We start from the raw sequence: 18,024 nt of genomic DNA on the forward strand, positions 1-18,024 counted from the left end.
TGCAGGCTAGGCGGTCTGGGTGCCCAAGTGCCTCTCCGCGAACTCCAGTTCCAAGCGGACCTGCTTGATGCGTTCGTCGACCACCAAGGAGCCGTGGCCCGCGTCGTAGCGGTATACCTCGTGCGTCGCCCCTCTCGTCTCCAGGCGTTTCACGTAGTTCTCGATCTGGCGGATCGGGCAGCGGGGGTCGTTGACACCGGCCGAGATGTAGACCGGGGCCTTGACCTTGTCCACGTAGGTCAGGGGGGACGAGGCCTCGAAGCGGTCGGGGACCTCCTCCGGGGTGCCGCCCAGGAGCGTGCGGTCCATGGCCTTCAGCGCTTCCATCTCGTCGTGGTACGCCGTGACGTAGTCGGCGACCGGGACCGCCGCGATGCCCAGGGTCCACGCGTCCGGCTGGAGGCCGAGGCCGAGGAGGGTGAGGTAGCCGCCCCACGAACCGCCGGTGAGGATGAGGCGGTCGGGGTCCGCCAGGCCGGACGCCACGGCCCAGTCGCGGACCGCTGCGATGTCCTCCAGTTCGATCAGGCCCACCCGGTGCTTCAGGGCGTCCGTCCATGCGCGGCCGTAACCGGTGGAGCCTCGGTAGTTGACGCGGACCACCGCGTAGCCGTGGTCCACCCAGGCCGCCGGGCCCGCCGCGAAGGCGTCGGAGTCGTGCCAGGTGGGGCCGCCGTGGATGTCGAAGACCGTGGGGAGTGGGCCCGTCGCACCCGCCGGCTTCTGGACCAGCGCGTGGATGCGGCCGCCGGGGCCCTCCACCCACACGTCCTCCACCGGGACCGAGCCCGGGGACTTCATGCCGGGCGGGTCCAGGACCACCTTGCCCGTCGTCGAGCGGACCGCCGAGGGCTCGGCGGCCGAGGACCACAGGTACTCCACGCTGCCGTCGGGGCGGGCCGTCGCGCCGGAGACCGAGCCGGGCGGGGTCGGGATCTTCTCCAGGGCACCGCTCGCGAGGTCGTACCGGAAGAGCTCGCTTCGGGCCTCGAAGCTGTGCGCGATGAGCAGGCCCGTGCCGTCCGGGTACCACTCGGCGCCGACGTCGCCGGGCAGGTCGAGGGCCAGGTCGGTCTCCTCCCCCGTCGCCACGTCCCACACCAGCGGCTCCCAACGCCCCCGGCGCTGGTGGCCGATCAGCAGACGGGTGTCGCCGTCGACCGGCGCGAAGCCCAGGACCTCCAGGCCCAGTTCCTCCGTGCCGCCCTTGGTGTCGTCGAGCTCGGCGACCGCCGTGCCGTCGGGGCGCAGGACGCGCAGCGCCGAGTGCATCGCGTCGCCGTGCTCGGTGTGCTCGATGGCGATCAGCGTGCCGTCGTGGGAGAGGTCGCCGACGCCCGCCGACTCGCGGTGGCGGTAGATCTCCACGGGCTCGGAGCCGCCGCGCGCGAGGTGGATCGTCGTACCCTCCTCGTCCGTCGAGCGGCCGACGATCGCCGTGCGACCGTCACGGCCCAGGGCCAGGCCCGCCGGGTAGGAGGCCTCCAGGCCGGGGGCGGCGGGTTCGTCCGGGCCGCCCTCGAAGGGCTGTCTGCGCCAGACGCCGAACTCGTCGCCGTCCTTGTCGTCGAACCACCAGATCCACGCGCCGTCCGGGGAGAGCACGCCGTCCGTCGTGCCGTTCGGCCGGTCCGTCACCTGGCGCTGTTCGCCCGTCGCCCGGTCCCAGGCGTACAGCTCGTACGTCCCCGTCGCGTTCGACACGAACAGGGAGTGGTCCGGTGCGTCCTCCGCCCAGTCGGGCAGCGACACCCTCGGCGCCCGGAAGCGCCTCTCCCAGTCCGGCATCTCCTCGTTCCGCTTGGGCGAAGCGGACCCCTTGCTCTCAGTCATGGCCCCATATTGCCTGCCTTCACAGACAATCCGCTGGCGAGGTCCTCAGCCTGTGGATAACTTCTACCGGCCGCTTACCAACCGCACCCGCGAGCAGCCGGGCGTCAGGGCGATTGTCAGTGGCGGGGTGCAGACTTTTCGACATGACCGATCTGCGCAAGACAGTCGAGAGCTTCTGGGCCGCCGCCGAGGCCCGGGACTGGGACGCGTTCGCGGACACCCTCGCCGCGGACGTCGTCTACAACCTGCCGCAGACCCGCGAGCGGATCAGCGGACGGGAGCGGTACGTCCAGTTCAACCGGGAATATCCGGGCGACTGGCATCTGCGGGTCGAGCGGATCGTCGCCGAGCCGGGACAGGTGGTGAGCTGGGTGCACTTCAACGTGGGGCTGGAGGAGATGTACGGCATATCGTTCTTCACAGGGGACGAGAGCGGCCGGATATCCACGGTCACTGATTTCTGGCCCGAGCCCTACGAGCCGCCGGCCGGCCGGGACCACCTCACCGAGCGGTACTGAGCCACGTACTGAGCCGACGAGCCGAGCCGTGCCGACGGCCCGACCCCGCGGCCCGCCCCCGCGGAGCGCCCCGTACCTTTGAAGGCGTGTACCGGTTTCTGCTGACGCCCCGCTGGTGGGGGATCAACGTCTTCGTGCTGCTCGCCATCCCCTTCTGCGTCTTCATGGGGTCATGGCAGCTGAGCCGCTTCGAGGACCGTGTGCAGGACCACCGTGACGCGACCGAGCAGATCTCGGCGGACCGGCACGAAGCGGCCCGCCCGCTGCGGGAGATGCTGCCCGTGGACAAGTCCACCTCGGGCCGGCAGATCACCGCGACCGGGCGGTACGGCAAGCAGCTCCTCGTCCCCGACCGTCAACTCGACGGCAGGAACGGGTACTACGTGCTGACGCTACTGCGCACCGACGGCGGCAAGGCGCTGCCCGTCGTGCGCGGTTGGCTGCCGGGTTCCGCCGACGCCGCGAAGGCGCCCGCCGCGCCCACCGGCGAGGTCACCGTCACCGGTGCGCTGCAGGCGTCCGAGACACCCGGGGACAACGGAGTGAGCGCGCAGGGCGGGCTGCCGGCCGGGCAGACCGCGGCGATCAGCTCGGCGTCGCTGGTGAACCTCGTGCCGTACGACGTGTACGACGCGTGGGTCACGCTGGACAAGGCCGACGCCGGGATGAAGGCCGTGCCGGCTACGGCCCCGGCGGGGTCCGGGCTGGACCTGAAGGCGTTCCAGAACCTGGGCTACACCGGGGAGTGGTTCGTCTTCGCCGGCTTCGTGGTCTTCATGTGGTTCCGACTGCTGCGCCGGGAGGCCGAGTTCGCGCGGGACGCGGAGATGGGGCTCCTGGCGGAGGAAGAGGAGAAGGTCACCGTCTGACGCCGGTCTGCGAACCCCGGTGGTCCGGCTGCCTCGGCCATCTCGCCTTCCTCGGCTGCGTCACGCCCCTGCCAGCACCCCGGTGTAGATCACGGTCCCCGCGCACGCGCCGGACACCGTCGCCGACACCGTCGGTGAACCCGCCTCCGTGGTGTGGGACACGGTCACGCTGCCGTCCTGGGTGCCGTCCTCCGTGACCAGCTGCGTGGTCACGCCGCTGTCCGTGCCGCTGGAGGTGGAGCCGGAGGAGCTGCTGGTGTCCTCGGTGGGCGTCGGCGAGGCCGTGGAGCCGCCGTCGGTCGTGCCGCCCGTGCTCGTGCTGGTGCTGGGGCAGCTCTCCGAAGGGACCCAGGCGAACTTGACCTCGTAGGCCGCACCCGGGGCCAGCAGGAGCGAGGTGACCTCGGTGGACGGGTCGGGCAGGCCGGACGCGCCGTCCCCCGACACATGCCGGGCCAGGATGATCTTCGAGGCGTCCGCGGCACCCGAGGCCTGTGTGCTCACCGAGCCGGGCCCGCCGACCGTACAGGAGGTGGTGGAGATGTTGACGACGCGGAAGGTGCCGTAGACGTTGTTCGCGGCGTCGGCGCTGCCCACGGTCGAGGTGGGCGAGCCGAGCTGGTCGGCCGTGCAGACCGGGGCCGAGGCGCTGGTGGCCGACGGGTCGGTGCCCGCGCTGCCGCCCGCGGCCGCGCCGGTGTTCTTGCCCTTGCCGTCGCCCTTGGTGTCGCCCTTGTCCTTGCCGGGCGCGGAGCCGGAGCCGCCGCCGGCAGTGCTCTCACTGCCGTCCGCGTTTTTTCCCTGGCTCGACCCGCCCTGGGCCTGGGATGCCTGGCCGACGGCGGAGGGGTTGACGTCGGAGCCGGTGGAGTTGGACACGTGGACGAGGGCGGGGACGGCGGTGCCGATGAAGAGGGCCGCGGCCGCCATGCCGACGGCGGCCTGGCGCTTGCGGGCCCGGCGGGCGGGCACTGCCTTGCGCAGGTGGTCCAGGGCGCCTTCGCGCGGCTCGACCGTCTGCACCGCCTGCTGCAGCATCCTGCGCAGCGCCAGCTCGTCCGAGTCGAACCCGTCGGGGTTCCGGTCGTCCTGGCCGTGGTTCACAGTTCCGTTCCCAGCGTGCGATTGCGTGTGCTTGTGCTCGGGCTGTCTTGTCGGCTCGTGCCATGCGTAGGGCTCATGGCGGTCATGGGAGTCACGTCCCTCGCCGTCCTTGTTCATGCCGGCGCCTCCATCGCGATGCGGAGCGCCGCGATGCCGCGGGAGCCGTACGCCTTGACCGAGCCGAGGGATATGCCGAGCGTCTCGGCGACCTGGGCCTCGGTCATGTCCGCGAAGTAGCGCAGCACCAGGACCTCGCGCTGGCGGCGCTGCAGCCCCTTCATCGCCTTGATCAGGGAGTCGCGCTCCAGCTGGTCGTACGCGCCCTCCTCGGCGCTCGCCATGTCCGGCATCGGCTTGGACAGGAGCTTGAGGCCCAGGATGCGGCGGCGCAGCGCGGAGCGGGAGAGGTTCACGACCGTCTGACGCAGGTAGGCGAGCGTCTTCTCGGGGTCACGGACCCGTTTGCGCGCGGAGTGCACGCGGATGAAGGCCTCCTGGACGACGTCCTCGCAGGAAGCGGTGTCGTCGAGCAGGAGGGCGGCGAGGCCGAGCAGCGAACGGTAGTGGGCGCGATACGTCTCGGTGAGGTGGTCGACGGTCGTGCCGGCCGCCGCGATGTCGTCGGCGCCGTCGCGCTGGTTCGGTATGCGGGTGGGCCGCGCCGCGGGCATGGGCGCGATCACCGGCATGCCGCCGCCGGGCGCACCGGGCATGCGGGGTCGGAGCGACGGGCGGGGCGGCCGTAGAGCCGTACCGCGGGTCGCTGCTTGGAAGTCGAGAACCTCTGCCACGCCAGTTGGACACGCTCCACCCCGTGAGGGTTGTACGTGCCGGGCGTCACTTTTGCGTCATGTGCCGCAGCCGGCCGTCTGGTGTCAGGCAGCACAACCAACCGTGCGTCAAGCGCCCTCATGCCTACCCGCTCTTCCCCTATGTCCTGAATGACCGAGGCGTCCCCACGCCTCACCAAGCATCCCCGCTCCCCCGAAGGGCGTTCGCAAAGACGCTCCCCGCCCTTCGCGCGGTTGCGAAGGACGGGGAGGGAAATCTTCGGACGCCCGGGCGGCCCGGGGCAAGTGGTCCGGACCATTAGCCCGGACACATGTCGCCCAGTGATCCTACAAACCGATGGGCCCACAGCCAGGGGTTTTCCGTCGGTAACCCCTTGCCTGTACATGTGTTGCGGGCAACACGGCACGTCATGGGAGCGCGACCATGGTCACCTGGTGTCACCCGAACTCGGCGGCCACCAGCTCCGCGATCTGCGCGGTGTTGAGGGCCGCGCCCTTGCGGAGGTTGTCCCCGCAAACAAAGAGTTCGAGGGCGGTCGGGTCGTCGAGCGCCCGCCGCACCCGGCCCACCCAGGTCGGGTCGGTGCCCACCACGTCGGCGGGTGTCGGGAACTCGCCGGCGGCCGGATCGTCGAAGAGGACGACCCCGGGAGCGGTGGCGAGAATCTCACGGGCCCCGTCCACGGTGACCTCGCCCTGGAAGCGGGCGTGCACGGTGAGGGAGTGCGTGGTGACGACCGGGACCCGTACACAGGTCACGGCGACGGGCAGGTCCGGCAGCCCGAGGATCTTGCGGGACTCGTCCCGCACCTTCATCTCCTCCGACGACCAGCCGTCCTCGCGCAACGACCCGGCCCACGGTACGACGTTCAGCGCGACCGGCTCCGGGAACGGCCCGGTGTTGTCGCCGACGGCCCGCCGCACGTCACCGGGGCTGGTCCCCAGCTCCGTACCGGCGACCAGGGCCAGCTGCTGCCGCAGCGTCTCGACGCCGGCGCGACCGGCCCCGCTCACGGCCTGGTACGAGGAGACCACCAGCTCGCGCAGCCCGAACTCGGCGTGCAGCGCGCCCAGGGCGACGATCATGGAGAGGGTGGTGCAGTTGGGGTTGGCGATGATCCCTCGGGGCCGTACGCGCGCCTTGTACGGGTTGACCTCGGGCACCACGAGCGGCACCTCGGGGTCCATCCGGAAGGCGCCCGAATTGTCCACCACCACAACGCCCTTGGCGGCGGCGATCGGCGCCCACCGCTCGGACACCTCGTCGGGTACGTCGAACATGGCGACGTCCACCCCGTCGAAGGCGGCCTCGGTGAGCGCCACCACCTCGACCTCCGCGCCGCGCACGGCCAGCTTGCGGCCGGCCGAGCGCGGCGAGGCGATCAGACGGATCTCGCCCCAGATGTCCGCGTGCTGGGACAGGATCTGGAGCATGACCGTGCCGACGGCTCCGGTCGCCCCCACGACCGCGAGCGTCGGTCGTACGGTCATCGTCCGGTGCCGCCGTACACGACCGCCTCGGCGGTGTCGGAGTCGAGGCCGAAGGCGGAGTGGACGGCCTGGACGGCCTCCGGGACGTCGTCGGCGCGGGTGACGACCGAGATGCGGATCTCGGAGGTCGAGATCAGCTCGATGTTCACGCCCGCGTCGGACAGGGCCTCGAAGAAGGAGGCCGTGACACCCGGGTTGGTCTTCATGCCGGCACCGACCAGGGAGATCTTGCCGATCTGGTCGTCGTAACGCAGCGAGTCGAAGCCGATGACCGTCTTCGCCTTCTCCAGGGCGTCGATGGCCTTGCGGCCCTCGGTCTTGGGGAGGGTGAAGGAGATGTCGGTCAGGCCGGTCGACGCGGCCGAGACGTTCTGCACGACCATGTCGATGTTGATCTCGGCGTCGGCGATGGCGCGGAAGATCGAGGCGGCCTCGCCCGGCTTGTCCGGCACGCCGACGACCGTGACCTTGGCCTCGGAGGTGTCGTGCGCGACACCGGAGATGATGGCCTGCTCCACCTTCTTGTCCCCTTGCTCGATCGGTTCGCTGCTGACCCATGTGCCCTGGAGTCCGCTGAAGCTGGACCGGACGTGGATCGGGATGTTGTAACGGCGGGCGTACTCCACACAGCGGTGGAGCAGCACCTTGGAACCGGAGGCGGCGAGTTCCAGCATGTCCTCGAAGGAGATCCAGTCGATCTTCTTCGCCTTCTTCACCACGCGCGGGTCGGCGGTGAACACGCCGTCGACGTCGGTGTAGATCTCGCAGACCTCGGCGTCGAGGGCGGCGGCCAGCGCGACGGCGGTGGTGTCGGAACCACCACGACCGAGCGTGGTGATGTCCTTCTTGTCCTGGCTGACACCCTGGAAGCCGGCGACGATGGCGATGTTGCCCTTGTCCAGGGACTCCCGGATACGGCCCGGGGTGACGTCGATGATCCGGGCTTTGTTGTGGACCGAGTCGGTGATGACGCCTGCCTGGCTGCCGGTGAACGACTGGGCCTCGTGTCCCAGGTTTTTGATCGCCATGGCCAGCAGTGCCATGGAGATACGCTCTCCGGCGGTCAGCAGCATGTCGAACTCACGCCCGGCAGGCATCGGGGATACCTGCTCGGCGAGATCGATCAGCTCGTCCGTCGTGTCGCCCATCGCGGAAACGACGACAACCACCTGGTTGCCGTTCTTCTTCGCTTCCACGATTCGCTTGGCGACGCGCTTGATGCCCTCGGCATCGGCTACGGAGGAGCCTCCGTACTTCTGCACGACAAGGCCCACGTGCGCTCCTCGCTCGGTTTGGTGTGTCGGCTCAGTTTAACGAGCGTCCGAAAACGACCTTGGAGGTATCGCATGGTGAGATTCGGACGCTCGGGGTGGTCTCTGCCCGGTCCGGGGCCCGGGATGCCCGTTAGTGGTGCAGGTCACTCGGCTCGTCTTTAAAGTTCAAGCATTAGGGTTCCGCTGTGCGCGTACTGCTGGTGGAAGACGACGAACCGGTCGCCGAGTCCCTGCGCCGTGGCCTGATCCGCTACGGCTTCGAGGTGGAGTGGGTCACCACGGGCGGCGCGGCGCTGCGCCACGAGGGCCCGTACGACGTCGTACTCCTCGACCTCGGGCTGCCCGACACCGACGGTCTCGACGTCTGCAAGGCGCTGCGTCAGCGCAGTGACGTGCCGATCATCGTGATCAGCGCGCGCAGCGACGAGACGGACCGGGTGGTGGGCCTGGAGCTGGGCGCGGACGACTACGTCTCCAAGCCGTTCGGGGTGCGGGAGGTCATCGCGCGGATACGAGCGGTCATGCGGCGCGCGCAGCCTCGTACACCGGAGGAGGGCCCGGGAGGCCCCGACCGTTACGGGTCCCGGCTGACGATCGACCGCAAGGCGGCCCGGGTGCACGTGGACGGCGAGGAGGTCGCGCTCGCGCCCAAGGAGTACGACCTGCTGGCCTTCCTCACCGAGGAGCCGGGCGCGTTGATGTCCCGGGAGCAGATCATGGAAGCGGTCTGGGACGCGAACTGGTTCGGGCCGACCAAGACGCTGGACGTGCATGTGGCGGCGCTGCGGCGGAAGTTCGCGGGGACGCTCACGATCGAGGCGGTACGCGGGGTCGGCTTCCGTCTGGAGATCGTCCCGGATCCCCCGGCGCCCGGGGCCTCATGAACCGGCAACTCATCCGCAGCTACATCCTCCTCGTCGCGGTCGCCATCTTCCTCTTCACCGTGCCGGTCGCCTTCACCCTCACCAAGCAGCTGCGCGACGACACCAAGCAGTCCGTCCTGCGCGAGGCCAAGACCATGGCGCTGCTGCTGGGCAACGGCGACACGATCTCGTGCGACGCGCTGCGGGAGGTGGCCCTGGCGTACGGCCAGGAGACCCCCGGCACCGTCCAGGTGACGGCCGGCGGACGCTGCGCCCCGGACCTGCCGAAGCCGGCCCGGGACGCGGCGCTGACACGGGCCGTGGAGCACAACGAGCCCACCACCGACTGGGGTTCGGACTTCATCTGGGGCAAGCAGCTGGAGGTCACCGTCCCGGCGGACGGCGACGCGGCGGTACGGATCGTCTACTCGACCTCCGGCATGACCGACCGTCTCTGGCAGATCTGGGGCTTCCGGGCGGCCCTGGCCGCGCTGGTACTGGCCGCGGCGGCGGCGATCGGCGCGGTCGCCGCCCGCCGCATCACCCGCCCGCTGCGCCAACTCAACGACATGGCCAGCAAGTTCAGCGATGGCGACCTGACGGCGCGCTCGCCGGTGGAGGGCCCGCCGGAGACCCAGACCCTCGCCCGCACCCTGAACCAGGCGGGCGAGCGCCTCGACACCCTCATCGCCTCGCAGCGCATCTTCGTGGCCGACGCCTCCCATCAACTCCGTACCCCGCTCACGGCGTTGAGACTGTCGCTGGACAACATCGCGGACGGGGTGGACGACGAGTTCGTACGCGAGGACGTGGAGCAGGCGACCGCCGAGGTCGTCCGGATGAGCCGCCTGGTCAACGGCCTGCTGGTGCTGGCGCGGGCGGAGGCGAAGGTGACGGCGGCGGAGCCGTTGCCGTTGACCGACATCGTGGAGGAACGGCTCTCGGTGTGGAGACCGGCCGCCGACGAGCGCGGAGTCACCATCGCGCTCAGGGGGAGTGCCGACGGCCGGCCGACTGTGCTGGCCAGTCCCGGTCATCTGGACCAGGTGCTGGACAACGTGCTCTCGAACGCCCTGGAGGTGTCGCCCGACGGCGGCACGATCACCGTGCGGGTGGAGTCGAAGGGCGACGAGGTGGTGCTGTCGGTCCTCGACGAGGGGCCGGGGATGTCCGACGCGGAGAAGCCGCGGGCGTTCGACCGCTTCTGGCGGGGTCAGGGCCTGACGGGGCGGTCCGGGTCGGGCCTGGGCCTCGCCGTCGTCAAGCAGTTGGTGACGGACGACGGCGGGACGGTGGCGCTGCGGGACGCGCCGAGTGGGGGCCTCGCCGTGCTGATCACCCTTCGGGCATCTTCGAGGAGTGGTGGTTGACGATGAGCCACTTGCCGTCCCGCTTCTCGTACTCGTACGTGTAGCGGGCCTCGACGGTGCTCTTCGCGCCGGTGTTCGGGTCGGTGAGGGTGAACTCGTAGACGCCGGTGTCGATGGCCGAGTTCTTGTCGAGCACGTTCACTATCGTCTGGATCTTCTTGCCGACCGGCTTGTTCTGCAGGAAGTGCTCGAAGTAGTCGACGATGCCGGCGTGGTCCGTGCGGACCTTGTTGGAGACGGTGGGCAGCAGCACCGCGTCCTTGGCGTACAGGTCCGCGACCTTCTCCGGGTCGCCGGTCTGCAGGGTTCTGTTCCACTGCTCGAACAGCCCGGCGATCTGCGCCTTGCTGGGCTTGCCGTTGCCGTCCTTGGGGCCTGCGGTGGCGGCGACGGTACCGACGGTACCGAGGGTGAGCGCGGCGGTGACGGTGACGACGGCTGCACGCTTGCTGATGCTGATGGATCGACGGGTCATCGCAACTCCAGTGCGGTGGCGGGTCTCTGTGTCGCTGAACTGACTCCAGACTCGCTTTTCACTGGTTAGGGGGCGTGCAGGGGACGTACAGGGGGGGTACAGAGCGGAGCCAACTCACGGGGAGTGTTCGCTTGATCACTCCTCGGGCGGGGTCAGGAGAGCGGCGAGGTCCTGTTCGAGTTGCCGGACGTAGGGGTCGTCGCCGAGCACTTGTCGGCAGTCGGCGACGAGGGAGACAGCGAGTTCACGTGCCCGGGCCCGGTCGTTGGCCGCGCTCCAGAGAAACAGGACGAACGTCTTACGGACGCTCAGGGTGACCCTGCTGGTCTCACCGTAGACGCGCGCCGAGCGCGCGATGCTCTCCTCGACCAGGACGGTGACCTCGGCGACGTCGCCTGCCGCTTCCCTGACCCAGATCAGATCCCAGTGGACCATGGCGTAGAGCTTGCCGTCCCTGCCCTCGACCGCCTCGATCCTGGACAGCAACGTCTCGAGCGCATCGGCGGCCATGGTTGCCGCGCCGCCGTCGGTGTCCGCCCGGACCGCGTACCGCAGCGCGCTGCTCCAGACCGACCATGCCTTCAGAACCGTGACGTGGTCCCTGCCCAGGACCAGTTCGGCACTCTCCGCGTTCTCCTTCGCCAACGACAATGCGTCCGTGGCTCTCCCCGCGTCCATCATTGCCTCAGCCAGGACCGTCCGGGTCTCGAAGGTCTGTTGGTGCCGGTCTCCCAACTCGCTTATGTGGTCGGCCAGATTCCCTTCCAGCAGCGTGAACGCGTGCTGTGAGTCACCTGCGATTCCGTAGGCGCGAGCCAGAAACGACTGCATTTTGAGGGTGACCTCGTGCCGGGGCCCATAAGAACGTTCCGCCGCGGCCACGGCCCGTTCGTGCAGCTTCGTCGAGCCGTGGGCGTCGACCGGAGAGGCCTTGAGGCCTCCCATGTGGAACAGCCAGGCTTCCTCCTCGGCGTCGCCCTCCGGGTCGACGCGCCCGGCCAGAGCCTCGAGGTGCGTCAGCCACTCCTTCTCCGCGCCGATGCCACGAAGCGTCCAGTTGCCGTGCAGCAGCCGCTCGACGGACTCCCGGCACGCACCCGGCGCCTCCGCCCGTGCCACCGCCTGCACCAGTCGATGCACCGAGATCGTGTCGTCGTCGTGCAGCCTGATCAGACTGTGCGCGGCCAGGCGTCGAATCGCCTCCGTGACCTCGACAGGACCGCCCATCTCCGCCAGATATCCCCGCGGAATCCCCTCCGGCGCCCACCACGCGACGACCCCCAGAATCCGCTCCGCCAGCGGCGTGTCCGCCAGCCGGTCCATCGACACCCGCCACACCCTGGCGACCGTCCGGGCCTGGTCCGTCCCCTCCGCGGACTGCGCGAAGACCTCCCGCGGATACGCGGCGAGCAGCTCCCGGTACCGCTCCGCCGTGATCCCCGCCTCCGCGCAGTACGCCGCCGCCTGTTCCACCGCCAGCGGCAGGAACCCCAACTCCCGGCAGAGCGCCTCGTTTTCCTCCCCCGGCCCGTCGATCCGCTCGAACAGCTCGATGGCCTCCGCCGGTTCCAGCACATCCAGCGACAACGACTCCGCGACCTTGTGCCACCCACTCGCCCGCCGCGTGGTGATCAGAAACCGCCCGCCGGTGGCCCGCCCCAACAACTGCTTCACATCGGCCGGATCGGACACGTTGTCCAGCACCAGCAGCCACCCGTCATGCCCCGCCAGCCACTGAACCGCCCGCTCCCGCAGGGCCTCCCGGGACAGTACGTCCCTCAAGGCCGGCGCCAGCGCCACCGCCAACTCCGCGAGCCCCGCGTCGAGATCGGCCGACGTCTCCGCGGTGATCCACCACACCGGGTTGTACGACCCCACCCGCCCCGCCGCCCAGTGCGCGGCCAGCGTGGACTTCCCGATGCCGCCGAGACCGTGCACGGCCTGAACGACCACGCCCCGCTCCGAACCGAACGCCGCGTCGAGAAGGGCGAGTTCACGGCCACGACCGACGAACACGGCCGTCTTGTCGGGCAGGTTGACCAGCCCCGCCGGAGCCGACTCGGGCAGCGCGAACGCCTCCGGCGGCAGCACCGTCGAGTTCTCGGCGTACATCGCGACGGAGCCGTCGCCCGTGAGCGCCTGTCGTATCCCCCGCGCCGAGGCGATCGCCCGCTCAGCGGACGCCTCCGTCTTCGAGTCCCCCGTCATACGACCATGATGGCGCCCGGGGCCCCAGAGGCGCAGGATGCTGATCCATGGCGACTCACGGCTGGACGGGCGACGTACTGCTGACGGCGATCGTGCTGCTCGGCTCCTCCGTCCAGTGGCTCACCGGCATGGGCTTCGCTCTGGTCGCCGTACCCGCGTTGGTGTTGCTGCTGGGACCGGCCGAGGGTGTCGTGCTCGCCAACTGTGCGGCGGGGGCGATCAGTGTCGTCGGGCTGGTGGGCGGTTGGCGGCGGGTGCGGCTCGCCGCCATGGTGCCGTTGTGCGTGGCGGCGGCCTGCACGGTGCCGGTGGGGGCGTGGTTGACGCGTCAACTGCCGGAGCCCGTACTCCTGTTGGTCATGGGCGGGCTCGTGACCGTCGCCGTGGTGCTCGTCATGCGGGGTGCTCGGGTGTCGGCTCTGCGGGGGACCAAGGGGGCGGTCGCTGCGGGGGCGGCGGGTGGGTTCATGAACTCCGCGGCGGGGGTGGGCGGGCCGCCGGTTTCCCTGTACGCGCTCAACGCGGGTTGGACGGTACGGGAGTTCGTGCCGAACGCGCAGTTCTACGGGGTGGTCGTGAACGCCTTCTCCGTCACGGCGAACGGGGTGCCTCGGCTGGGCGGGGGCCAGTGGGGCGTGGTCATCGGTGCGATGGGGGTGGGGGCGGTGGTCGGGAGAGGGCTCGCCGAGCGGATACCCGAGCGGCGGGCGCGTCTGCTTGTGCTGCTGCTGGCGCTGACGGGTGGGGTGACGGCCATGGGGAAGGGGCTGTGGGGGCTGTGACCGGGGTACGGTTCAGCCCGCGAAATCCTTGAGGAGCTCGGTGTCGAGGGTGATGTTCACGGGCTCGGGGAGCTTCACGGTCGCGCCGAAAGGCAGCTTCTCCTCGTGCCGGTAGCGACCGTCCTCGGGCTGGTCGAACACGACGACCGAGCAGTTGTCGCGGTCGATGAGGAGGTGGACGGGGATGCTTGCGGCTGCGTACCCATCAGGCTTCTCCACTCGTGTGTGCCAGTCCGTGTCCGGATCGCCCGAGGTCACCTCCACCACCATCAACACCCCTGCCGGGTCGCTCCATTCGCCGAGTCCGACGAAATGGCGCGCGGGTGCGAGCACGCCGTCGGCACGAACTCGGCCCGTGCCGCCGATTTCCGTCCGCAGACCCCGGTACCCGTAAAGCCATGGACCCTGTTCCCGCCCCGCCCACAGCCTCTGCAACCAGGCGAGCGTCTCGCTCCGACCGCCGTCGGGCCCGCGCTTCACTGCAAGTCGTCCACCGATGAACTCCAGCCACACGGTCTCCGGGGCCTGGCGAGCGAGTTCCTCGAAATCGTCGACCGGCATCTGAGGGCGACGGCTCCGTTCCTGGCATTCGCTGGAGAGCCGCCGCAGCACCCAGCTCGTCATGGCCGATGTTCCGTTCTGCTGACGGGTGTCCCAGCACTGAGCTCGGACGTCTGCTGCCAGGCACTCGTCATGTCGAACGGCCGTCACCAGTTCCACCGCCTCGGCGGCAGCCCGTTCGCGATGCGGTCGCGGTTGTCGCGGAAGTGGTAGAAAACGAGGTCCTCGATGGGCACGGGACGGAACGTGTCGGGCACGGGACCGCCCGTCCCGCGCTCCAGCTTCTGCTTGAGGAACCGGGCGGACGTCACACCCAGGTAGGCGACCTCGGCGATTTCCTTCATGAGGTCCAGCTCATCCACCGGCTCATCCACCGGTTCCTCCGCGAGCTCCTTGCGGCAGTCCTCGCAGACACCCCGGTCGATCTTGACCGTGCGTTCGTCCTGGTCACAGGTGGCACAGGCCATGATCACGCGGGTGACGCGACCGCGCAGCGGGCGGGTCGGGGCAACGGCGGCCGTCTCTTCCTTCGTCGGGGGCATCCTGTTCTCCAATCGTTTGCGGGCGAATCCGCCCGGGTTGGTGATGTCGGACGGCAGTCCGTCGGTCAGGGCTCGGACGATGTCCTCCGGTGTCGCGCCGCGCGCCAGCCACTCGGCGGCCAGGGGTTCGAGGGAGCGGCAGTCCGAGACGGAGAGCGGCATACGACGATCCGCGATACGCGCCTGAACCAGGGCGAGGTAGGCGGCGCTGGGCCCCTCGTCGACCGGCTCTCCGGCGGGTTCGTCACCCGGCACAGCTTCCGGTGTCGGCTCCGGCGCCGGTTCCTCGGTCCGGGCCAGACCCGGCTGATAGGCCTGCGTCACGTCCCGGCCATGCCGTTCCCGCGCGAACTCCGCCCACCACTCCGGCGACCTGGGCGTACGCGACCAGTACGTCCGCGTCACCCAGCGCATCGAGTTGTCCTCGACGGTGATGTGCTCCTTGATCCAGCGCAGGTGGCCGGCCTCGGTGATACGGGTCAGCGAGCTGCGGAACGCCTGCTGGCCGTAACGGGGGTGCTCGGCGGCGAGCACCTTGTGGCCCATCGCGTGGCCGTCGTCGAGGTGATCGATGAAGACGGCGATCTCGCGGTCACGGAGGTTGCTCAGGTGTGCGAAGTCCGGGTCGGCGTGCGGGTCTTCGTCACCGGCGAGGCGTTTGCCGTAACCCGTTTTGGCCATGGGGTGGGACGGGGACGGCAGGGCAGGGATAGGCTGGGTGTAAGCCACGGTCGAAGGTCCTCGATCGTTGGGTCAGGCCCCGGAGCCGGTGTTGGCGCACCGACCGGGGCCGAACTATTTGCTTGTTTGCCGCGAACCTAGAGCGATCTCGCGCTCCGAAGCAAGCCGATCACTCAACGTCACCCTTTCGGGTTACGCGCCCTCAACTCACGTTCAGACATGGTTGGTTGGGTTGGATTTCAACCAACCCAGAACCCAGAAAACCCGGTTTGGAAGAGCTCGAAGCCCGAGGCTCAAGCCCCGGGCTGAACTGCGGAAACGAAGGCCGACCAGGCGGAGGGGGTGAGGTGGATTTCGGGGCTGGCGGGGAGCTTGGAGTCACGAACATGGATGGCGGAGGCGAACGCGACTTCGATGCAGGCGCCGCCCTCGCTGTCGCTGTAGCTCGACTTGAACCACGTCAGCTGGTCACTCACGACTGTCCACCATCCGCTCGATGAATCGGGCCGACTCGTCCGGGCTGAGAGCCTGCGTCCGAAGCATGCTAAGCCGCTCGGTCACCCGGCTGACAACCCCCGGATCAGCGGACATCTCGCTGGCCAACGCCCCTTCCGCGAAGGCGAATCGCTCAAGGTCGCGAGTCTCCAGGAGCACCATGGGCCCCTCAAGGGCAGCGGGAATGGCCCGTTCGAAGGGCAGCACCTGTACGACCACGTTCCGCATCCGGGACGCCTCAAGCAGTCGGCGCAGTTGCTCCGCATCCACCTGCGGGACGCGCAATGCGGCCTCGTAGAGGACGAAGCTCAGACCCACCGTCGGTTTCTGCTGGGTGAGGATGGCTTGCCGTTCCATGCGAGCAGCGATCCGCTCCTCGACCGTCTCCTCATCCAGCGGTGGGATTCGGTTGTCGATGAGCGCCCGCGCGTACCCCTTCGTCTGCAACAGGCCAGGGATGAGGGCGACTTCGTACCACCAAATGCTGGTCGCCTCCCTCTCCCGCTCCATGAAGTCCTGTGCCCGCGCCGGGAATCGCTCGCGGTTCACGAATTCCTTCGCGCCGCTCAACATGCCCTTCGCGTCGCAGAGTTCGTCCGCGATGTCCAGCACGCGGGAAGTCGGCCTGCGCACCCCGCGCTCCATCGACATGATGGTGTCCGGGGAGTAGTTGGCGGCGGAGGCGAGTTGCTCGCGAGTCACGTCCGCCTTCATGCGCCAGCGCTTCAGCTGGTCGCCGGCGTAGCGCCAGGCAATGGGCGGCTGGGAGTTGGAGCTGTTGGACTGGGCCGCCACGACACGCACCTCCGACCGGTGGACCCGGGTGCACGTCACCCGGGTCACTACCGAGAGTAGCCTCGCGGGGCTTGTCGCGTGACCATGACCGACGGAGTGACCTCGCCTGCCCCGAGCCACTACCCCTGCTGCAACCCCAGCGGCCCCGCGATCTCCTCCTGCATGACCCGCCCCGCCTCGAACTCCAGTGTCTCGTCGCCCATGCCGGGCTGGTCCGTGTCCAGGCCGTCCAGTTCTTCCAGGGGCTGGTTGAGGCGGACGTGGATGAGGACCGACTGGAGGGCTCGGAGGGCCGCGGAGGCGGTGGGGCCCCAGTTGGAGAAGTAGGAGAACTGCCACCACCACAGGGCCTCCGTGGTGCGGCCCGCGCGGTAGTGGGCCATGCCGTGGCGGAGGTCGGTGATGATGTCGGAGAGGTCGTCGGAGAGGCGGGCCGGGACCGGGGCCTTGCGGGGCTCGTACGGGTCGAAGACCTCCGAGTAGACGTCCACCGGGTCCAGGAGGCGGGCCAGGTTCTCGCGGAGTTCGTCGACGTCCGCGTCCGGGCCCGTGTCGGGCTCGTAGCGCTCGTCGGGGACGATGTCCTCGTGCGCGCCCAGGCGGCCGCCGGCCAGCAGGAGCTGGGAGACCTCCAGGAGGAGGAAGGGCACCGCCGAGTCGGGCTCGTCGCCCTTGGCGACCTCCCCGACGGCCACCAGGAAGCTCTCTACCTGGTCCGCGATCTGGACCGCGAAGTCGTCCGGGTCCTGGGTCGTGGCGTGCAGCGTGGCGTCAGACATCTAGGAGTCGTCTCCCCTCGAAGGCGCGACCGAGGGTCACCTCGTCCGCGTATTCCAGGTCGCCACCCACCGGGAGGCCGCTGGCCAGGCGGGTGACCTTGAGGCCCATGGGCTTGATCATGCGGGCGAGGTAGGTGGCGGTCGCCTCGCCCTCCAGATTCGGGTCCGTGGCCAGGATCAGCTCCGTGACCGTACCGTCGGCCAACCGCGCGAGAAGTTCTCGTATACGCAGGTCGTCGGGACCGACCCCCTCGATGGGGCTGATCGCTCCGCCGAGCACGTGGTAGCGGCCGCGGAACTCTCGGGTCCGTTCGATGGCGACCACGTCCTTGGGCTCCTCCACCACGCAGATGACGGTGGGGTCGCGGCGCGCGTCGCGGCAGATGTTGCACAGCTCCTCCTGCGCGACGTTCCCGCACGTCGCGCAGAAGCGGACCTTCGCCTTGACCTCCATCAGGGCCTGCGCGAGCCGCCGTACGTCCGTCGGTTCCGCCTGCAGGATGTGGAAGGCGATGCGCTGGGCGCTCTTGGGACCGACGCCGGGCAGCCGCCCCAGTTCGTCGATGAGGTCCTGCACCACGCCTTCGTACAAC

Annotated in this window: 18 protein-coding genes; 5 read left to right on the forward strand and 13 right to left on the reverse strand. The window is 69.5% G+C overall.

The window, feature by feature from the left end:
* Positions 1-6: 6 nt before the first annotated feature.
* Positions 7-1,833: a prolyl oligopeptidase family serine peptidase gene (locus ABZ848_RS06530; RefSeq protein ID WP_360826269.1), complete on the reverse strand. Its 1,827-nt coding sequence runs from the start codon at positions 1,831-1,833 to the stop codon at positions 7-9.
* 143 nt (positions 1,834-1,976) lie between these two features.
* Here ABZ848_RS06530 and ABZ848_RS06535 point away from each other — a divergent pair, with 143 nt between their 5' ends.
* A complete protein-coding gene (locus tag ABZ848_RS06535; RefSeq protein ID WP_360826272.1) occupies positions 1,977-2,351 on the forward strand; it encodes a nuclear transport factor 2 family protein in 375 nt (124 codons plus the stop codon).
* Positions 2,352-2,437: 86 nt separating this feature from the next.
* Positions 2,438-3,220, forward strand: coding sequence for an SURF1 family protein (locus ABZ848_RS06540; RefSeq protein WP_360826275.1), 783 nt, complete (start codon positions 2,438-2,440; stop codon positions 3,218-3,220).
* 60 nt (positions 3,221-3,280) lie between these two features.
* Here ABZ848_RS06540 and ABZ848_RS06545 read toward each other — a convergent pair whose 3' ends face one another.
* The 4 genes from ABZ848_RS06545 to ABZ848_RS06560 all read right to left on the reverse strand — a co-directional run bounded on the left by ABZ848_RS06545 (position 3,281) and on the right by ABZ848_RS06560 (position 7,880).
* Complete coding sequence (locus tag ABZ848_RS06545; protein ID WP_360826278.1) at positions 3,281-4,324, reverse strand: hypothetical protein; 1,044 nt, start codon at positions 4,322-4,324, stop codon at positions 3,281-3,283.
* A gap of 113 nt (positions 4,325-4,437) precedes the next feature.
* Positions 4,438-5,037 (reverse strand): SigE family RNA polymerase sigma factor, encoded by a 600-nt coding sequence (locus ABZ848_RS06550; protein WP_360827156.1) that lies wholly within the window; start codon positions 5,035-5,037, stop codon positions 4,438-4,440.
* A 516-nt stretch (positions 5,038-5,553) separates the two neighbouring features.
* A complete protein-coding gene (locus ABZ848_RS06555; protein WP_360826280.1) occupies positions 5,554-6,606 on the reverse strand; it encodes an aspartate-semialdehyde dehydrogenase in 1,053 nt (350 codons plus the stop codon).
* Complete coding sequence (locus ABZ848_RS06560) at positions 6,603-7,880, reverse strand: aspartate kinase (protein ID WP_360826285.1); 1,278 nt, start codon at positions 7,878-7,880, stop codon at positions 6,603-6,605. The genes ABZ848_RS06555 and ABZ848_RS06560 overlap by 4 nt, the downstream gene beginning before the upstream one ends.
* A gap of 185 nt (positions 7,881-8,065) precedes the next feature.
* Between ABZ848_RS06560 and ABZ848_RS06565 the strand changes: the two genes are divergently transcribed.
* Positions 8,066-8,764: a response regulator transcription factor gene (locus ABZ848_RS06565; RefSeq protein WP_360826288.1), complete on the forward strand. Its 699-nt coding sequence runs from the start codon at positions 8,066-8,068 to the stop codon at positions 8,762-8,764.
* Positions 8,761-10,113, forward strand: coding sequence for a HAMP domain-containing sensor histidine kinase (locus tag ABZ848_RS06570; RefSeq protein WP_360826291.1), 1,353 nt, complete (start codon positions 8,761-8,763; stop codon positions 10,111-10,113). The genes ABZ848_RS06565 and ABZ848_RS06570 overlap by 4 nt, the downstream gene beginning before the upstream one ends.
* Here ABZ848_RS06570 and ABZ848_RS06575 read toward each other — a convergent pair.
* Positions 10,079-10,588, reverse strand: a complete 510-nt coding sequence (locus ABZ848_RS06575) for an SgcJ/EcaC family oxidoreductase (RefSeq protein WP_360826294.1) — start codon at positions 10,586-10,588, stop codon at positions 10,079-10,081. The two genes, ABZ848_RS06570 and ABZ848_RS06575, sit on opposite strands and share 35 nt — an antisense overlap.
* Positions 10,589-10,723: 135 nt before the next feature.
* A complete protein-coding gene (locus ABZ848_RS06580; RefSeq protein WP_360826297.1) occupies positions 10,724-12,796 on the reverse strand; it encodes an NB-ARC domain-containing protein in 2,073 nt (690 codons plus the stop codon).
* Between the two features lie 47 nt (positions 12,797-12,843).
* Here ABZ848_RS06580 and ABZ848_RS06585 point away from each other — a divergent pair, with 47 nt between their 5' ends.
* Positions 12,844-13,578 (forward strand): sulfite exporter TauE/SafE family protein, encoded by a 735-nt coding sequence (locus ABZ848_RS06585; protein ID WP_360826299.1) that lies wholly within the window; start codon positions 12,844-12,846, stop codon positions 13,576-13,578.
* Between the two features lie 12 nt (positions 13,579-13,590).
* On the opposite strand, the gene ABZ848_RS06590 is transcribed toward ABZ848_RS06585, so the two are convergent.
* The 6 genes from ABZ848_RS06590 to recR all read right to left on the reverse strand — a co-directional run bounded on the left by ABZ848_RS06590 (position 13,591) and on the right by recR (position 18,023).
* Entirely contained in the window at positions 13,591-14,202 is a 612-nt protein-coding gene (locus ABZ848_RS06590; RefSeq protein ID WP_360826301.1) for a Uma2 family endonuclease, read from the reverse strand.
* An 83-nt stretch (positions 14,203-14,285) separates the two neighbouring features.
* Entirely contained in the window at positions 14,286-15,362 is a 1,077-nt protein-coding gene (locus ABZ848_RS06595; protein WP_360826304.1) for a hypothetical protein, read from the reverse strand.
* Between the two features lie 293 nt (positions 15,363-15,655).
* A complete protein-coding gene (locus tag ABZ848_RS06600; protein ID WP_360826307.1) occupies positions 15,656-15,838 on the reverse strand; it encodes a DUF397 domain-containing protein in 183 nt (60 codons plus the stop codon).
* Positions 15,831-16,652, reverse strand: a complete 822-nt coding sequence (locus ABZ848_RS06605; RefSeq protein ID WP_360826310.1) for a helix-turn-helix transcriptional regulator — start codon at positions 16,650-16,652, stop codon at positions 15,831-15,833. Before ABZ848_RS06605 ends, ABZ848_RS06600 begins: the two co-directional genes overlap by 8 nt.
* Positions 16,653-16,771: 119 nt before the next feature.
* Positions 16,772-17,431, reverse strand: coding sequence for a DUF5063 domain-containing protein (locus tag ABZ848_RS06610; protein ID WP_360826313.1), 660 nt, complete (start codon positions 17,429-17,431; stop codon positions 16,772-16,774).
* On the reverse strand, positions 17,424-18,023 hold the full coding sequence (gene recR / locus ABZ848_RS06615; protein ID WP_360826316.1) for a recombination mediator RecR: 600 nt from the start codon (positions 18,021-18,023) through the stop codon (positions 17,424-17,426). The genes ABZ848_RS06610 and recR overlap by 8 nt, the downstream gene beginning before the upstream one ends.
* Position 18,024 lies beyond the last annotated feature (1 nt).

The organism is Streptomyces sp. NPDC047081 (assembly GCF_040643775.1).
Lineage (GTDB): Bacteria > Actinomycetota > Actinomycetes > Streptomycetales > Streptomycetaceae > Streptomyces.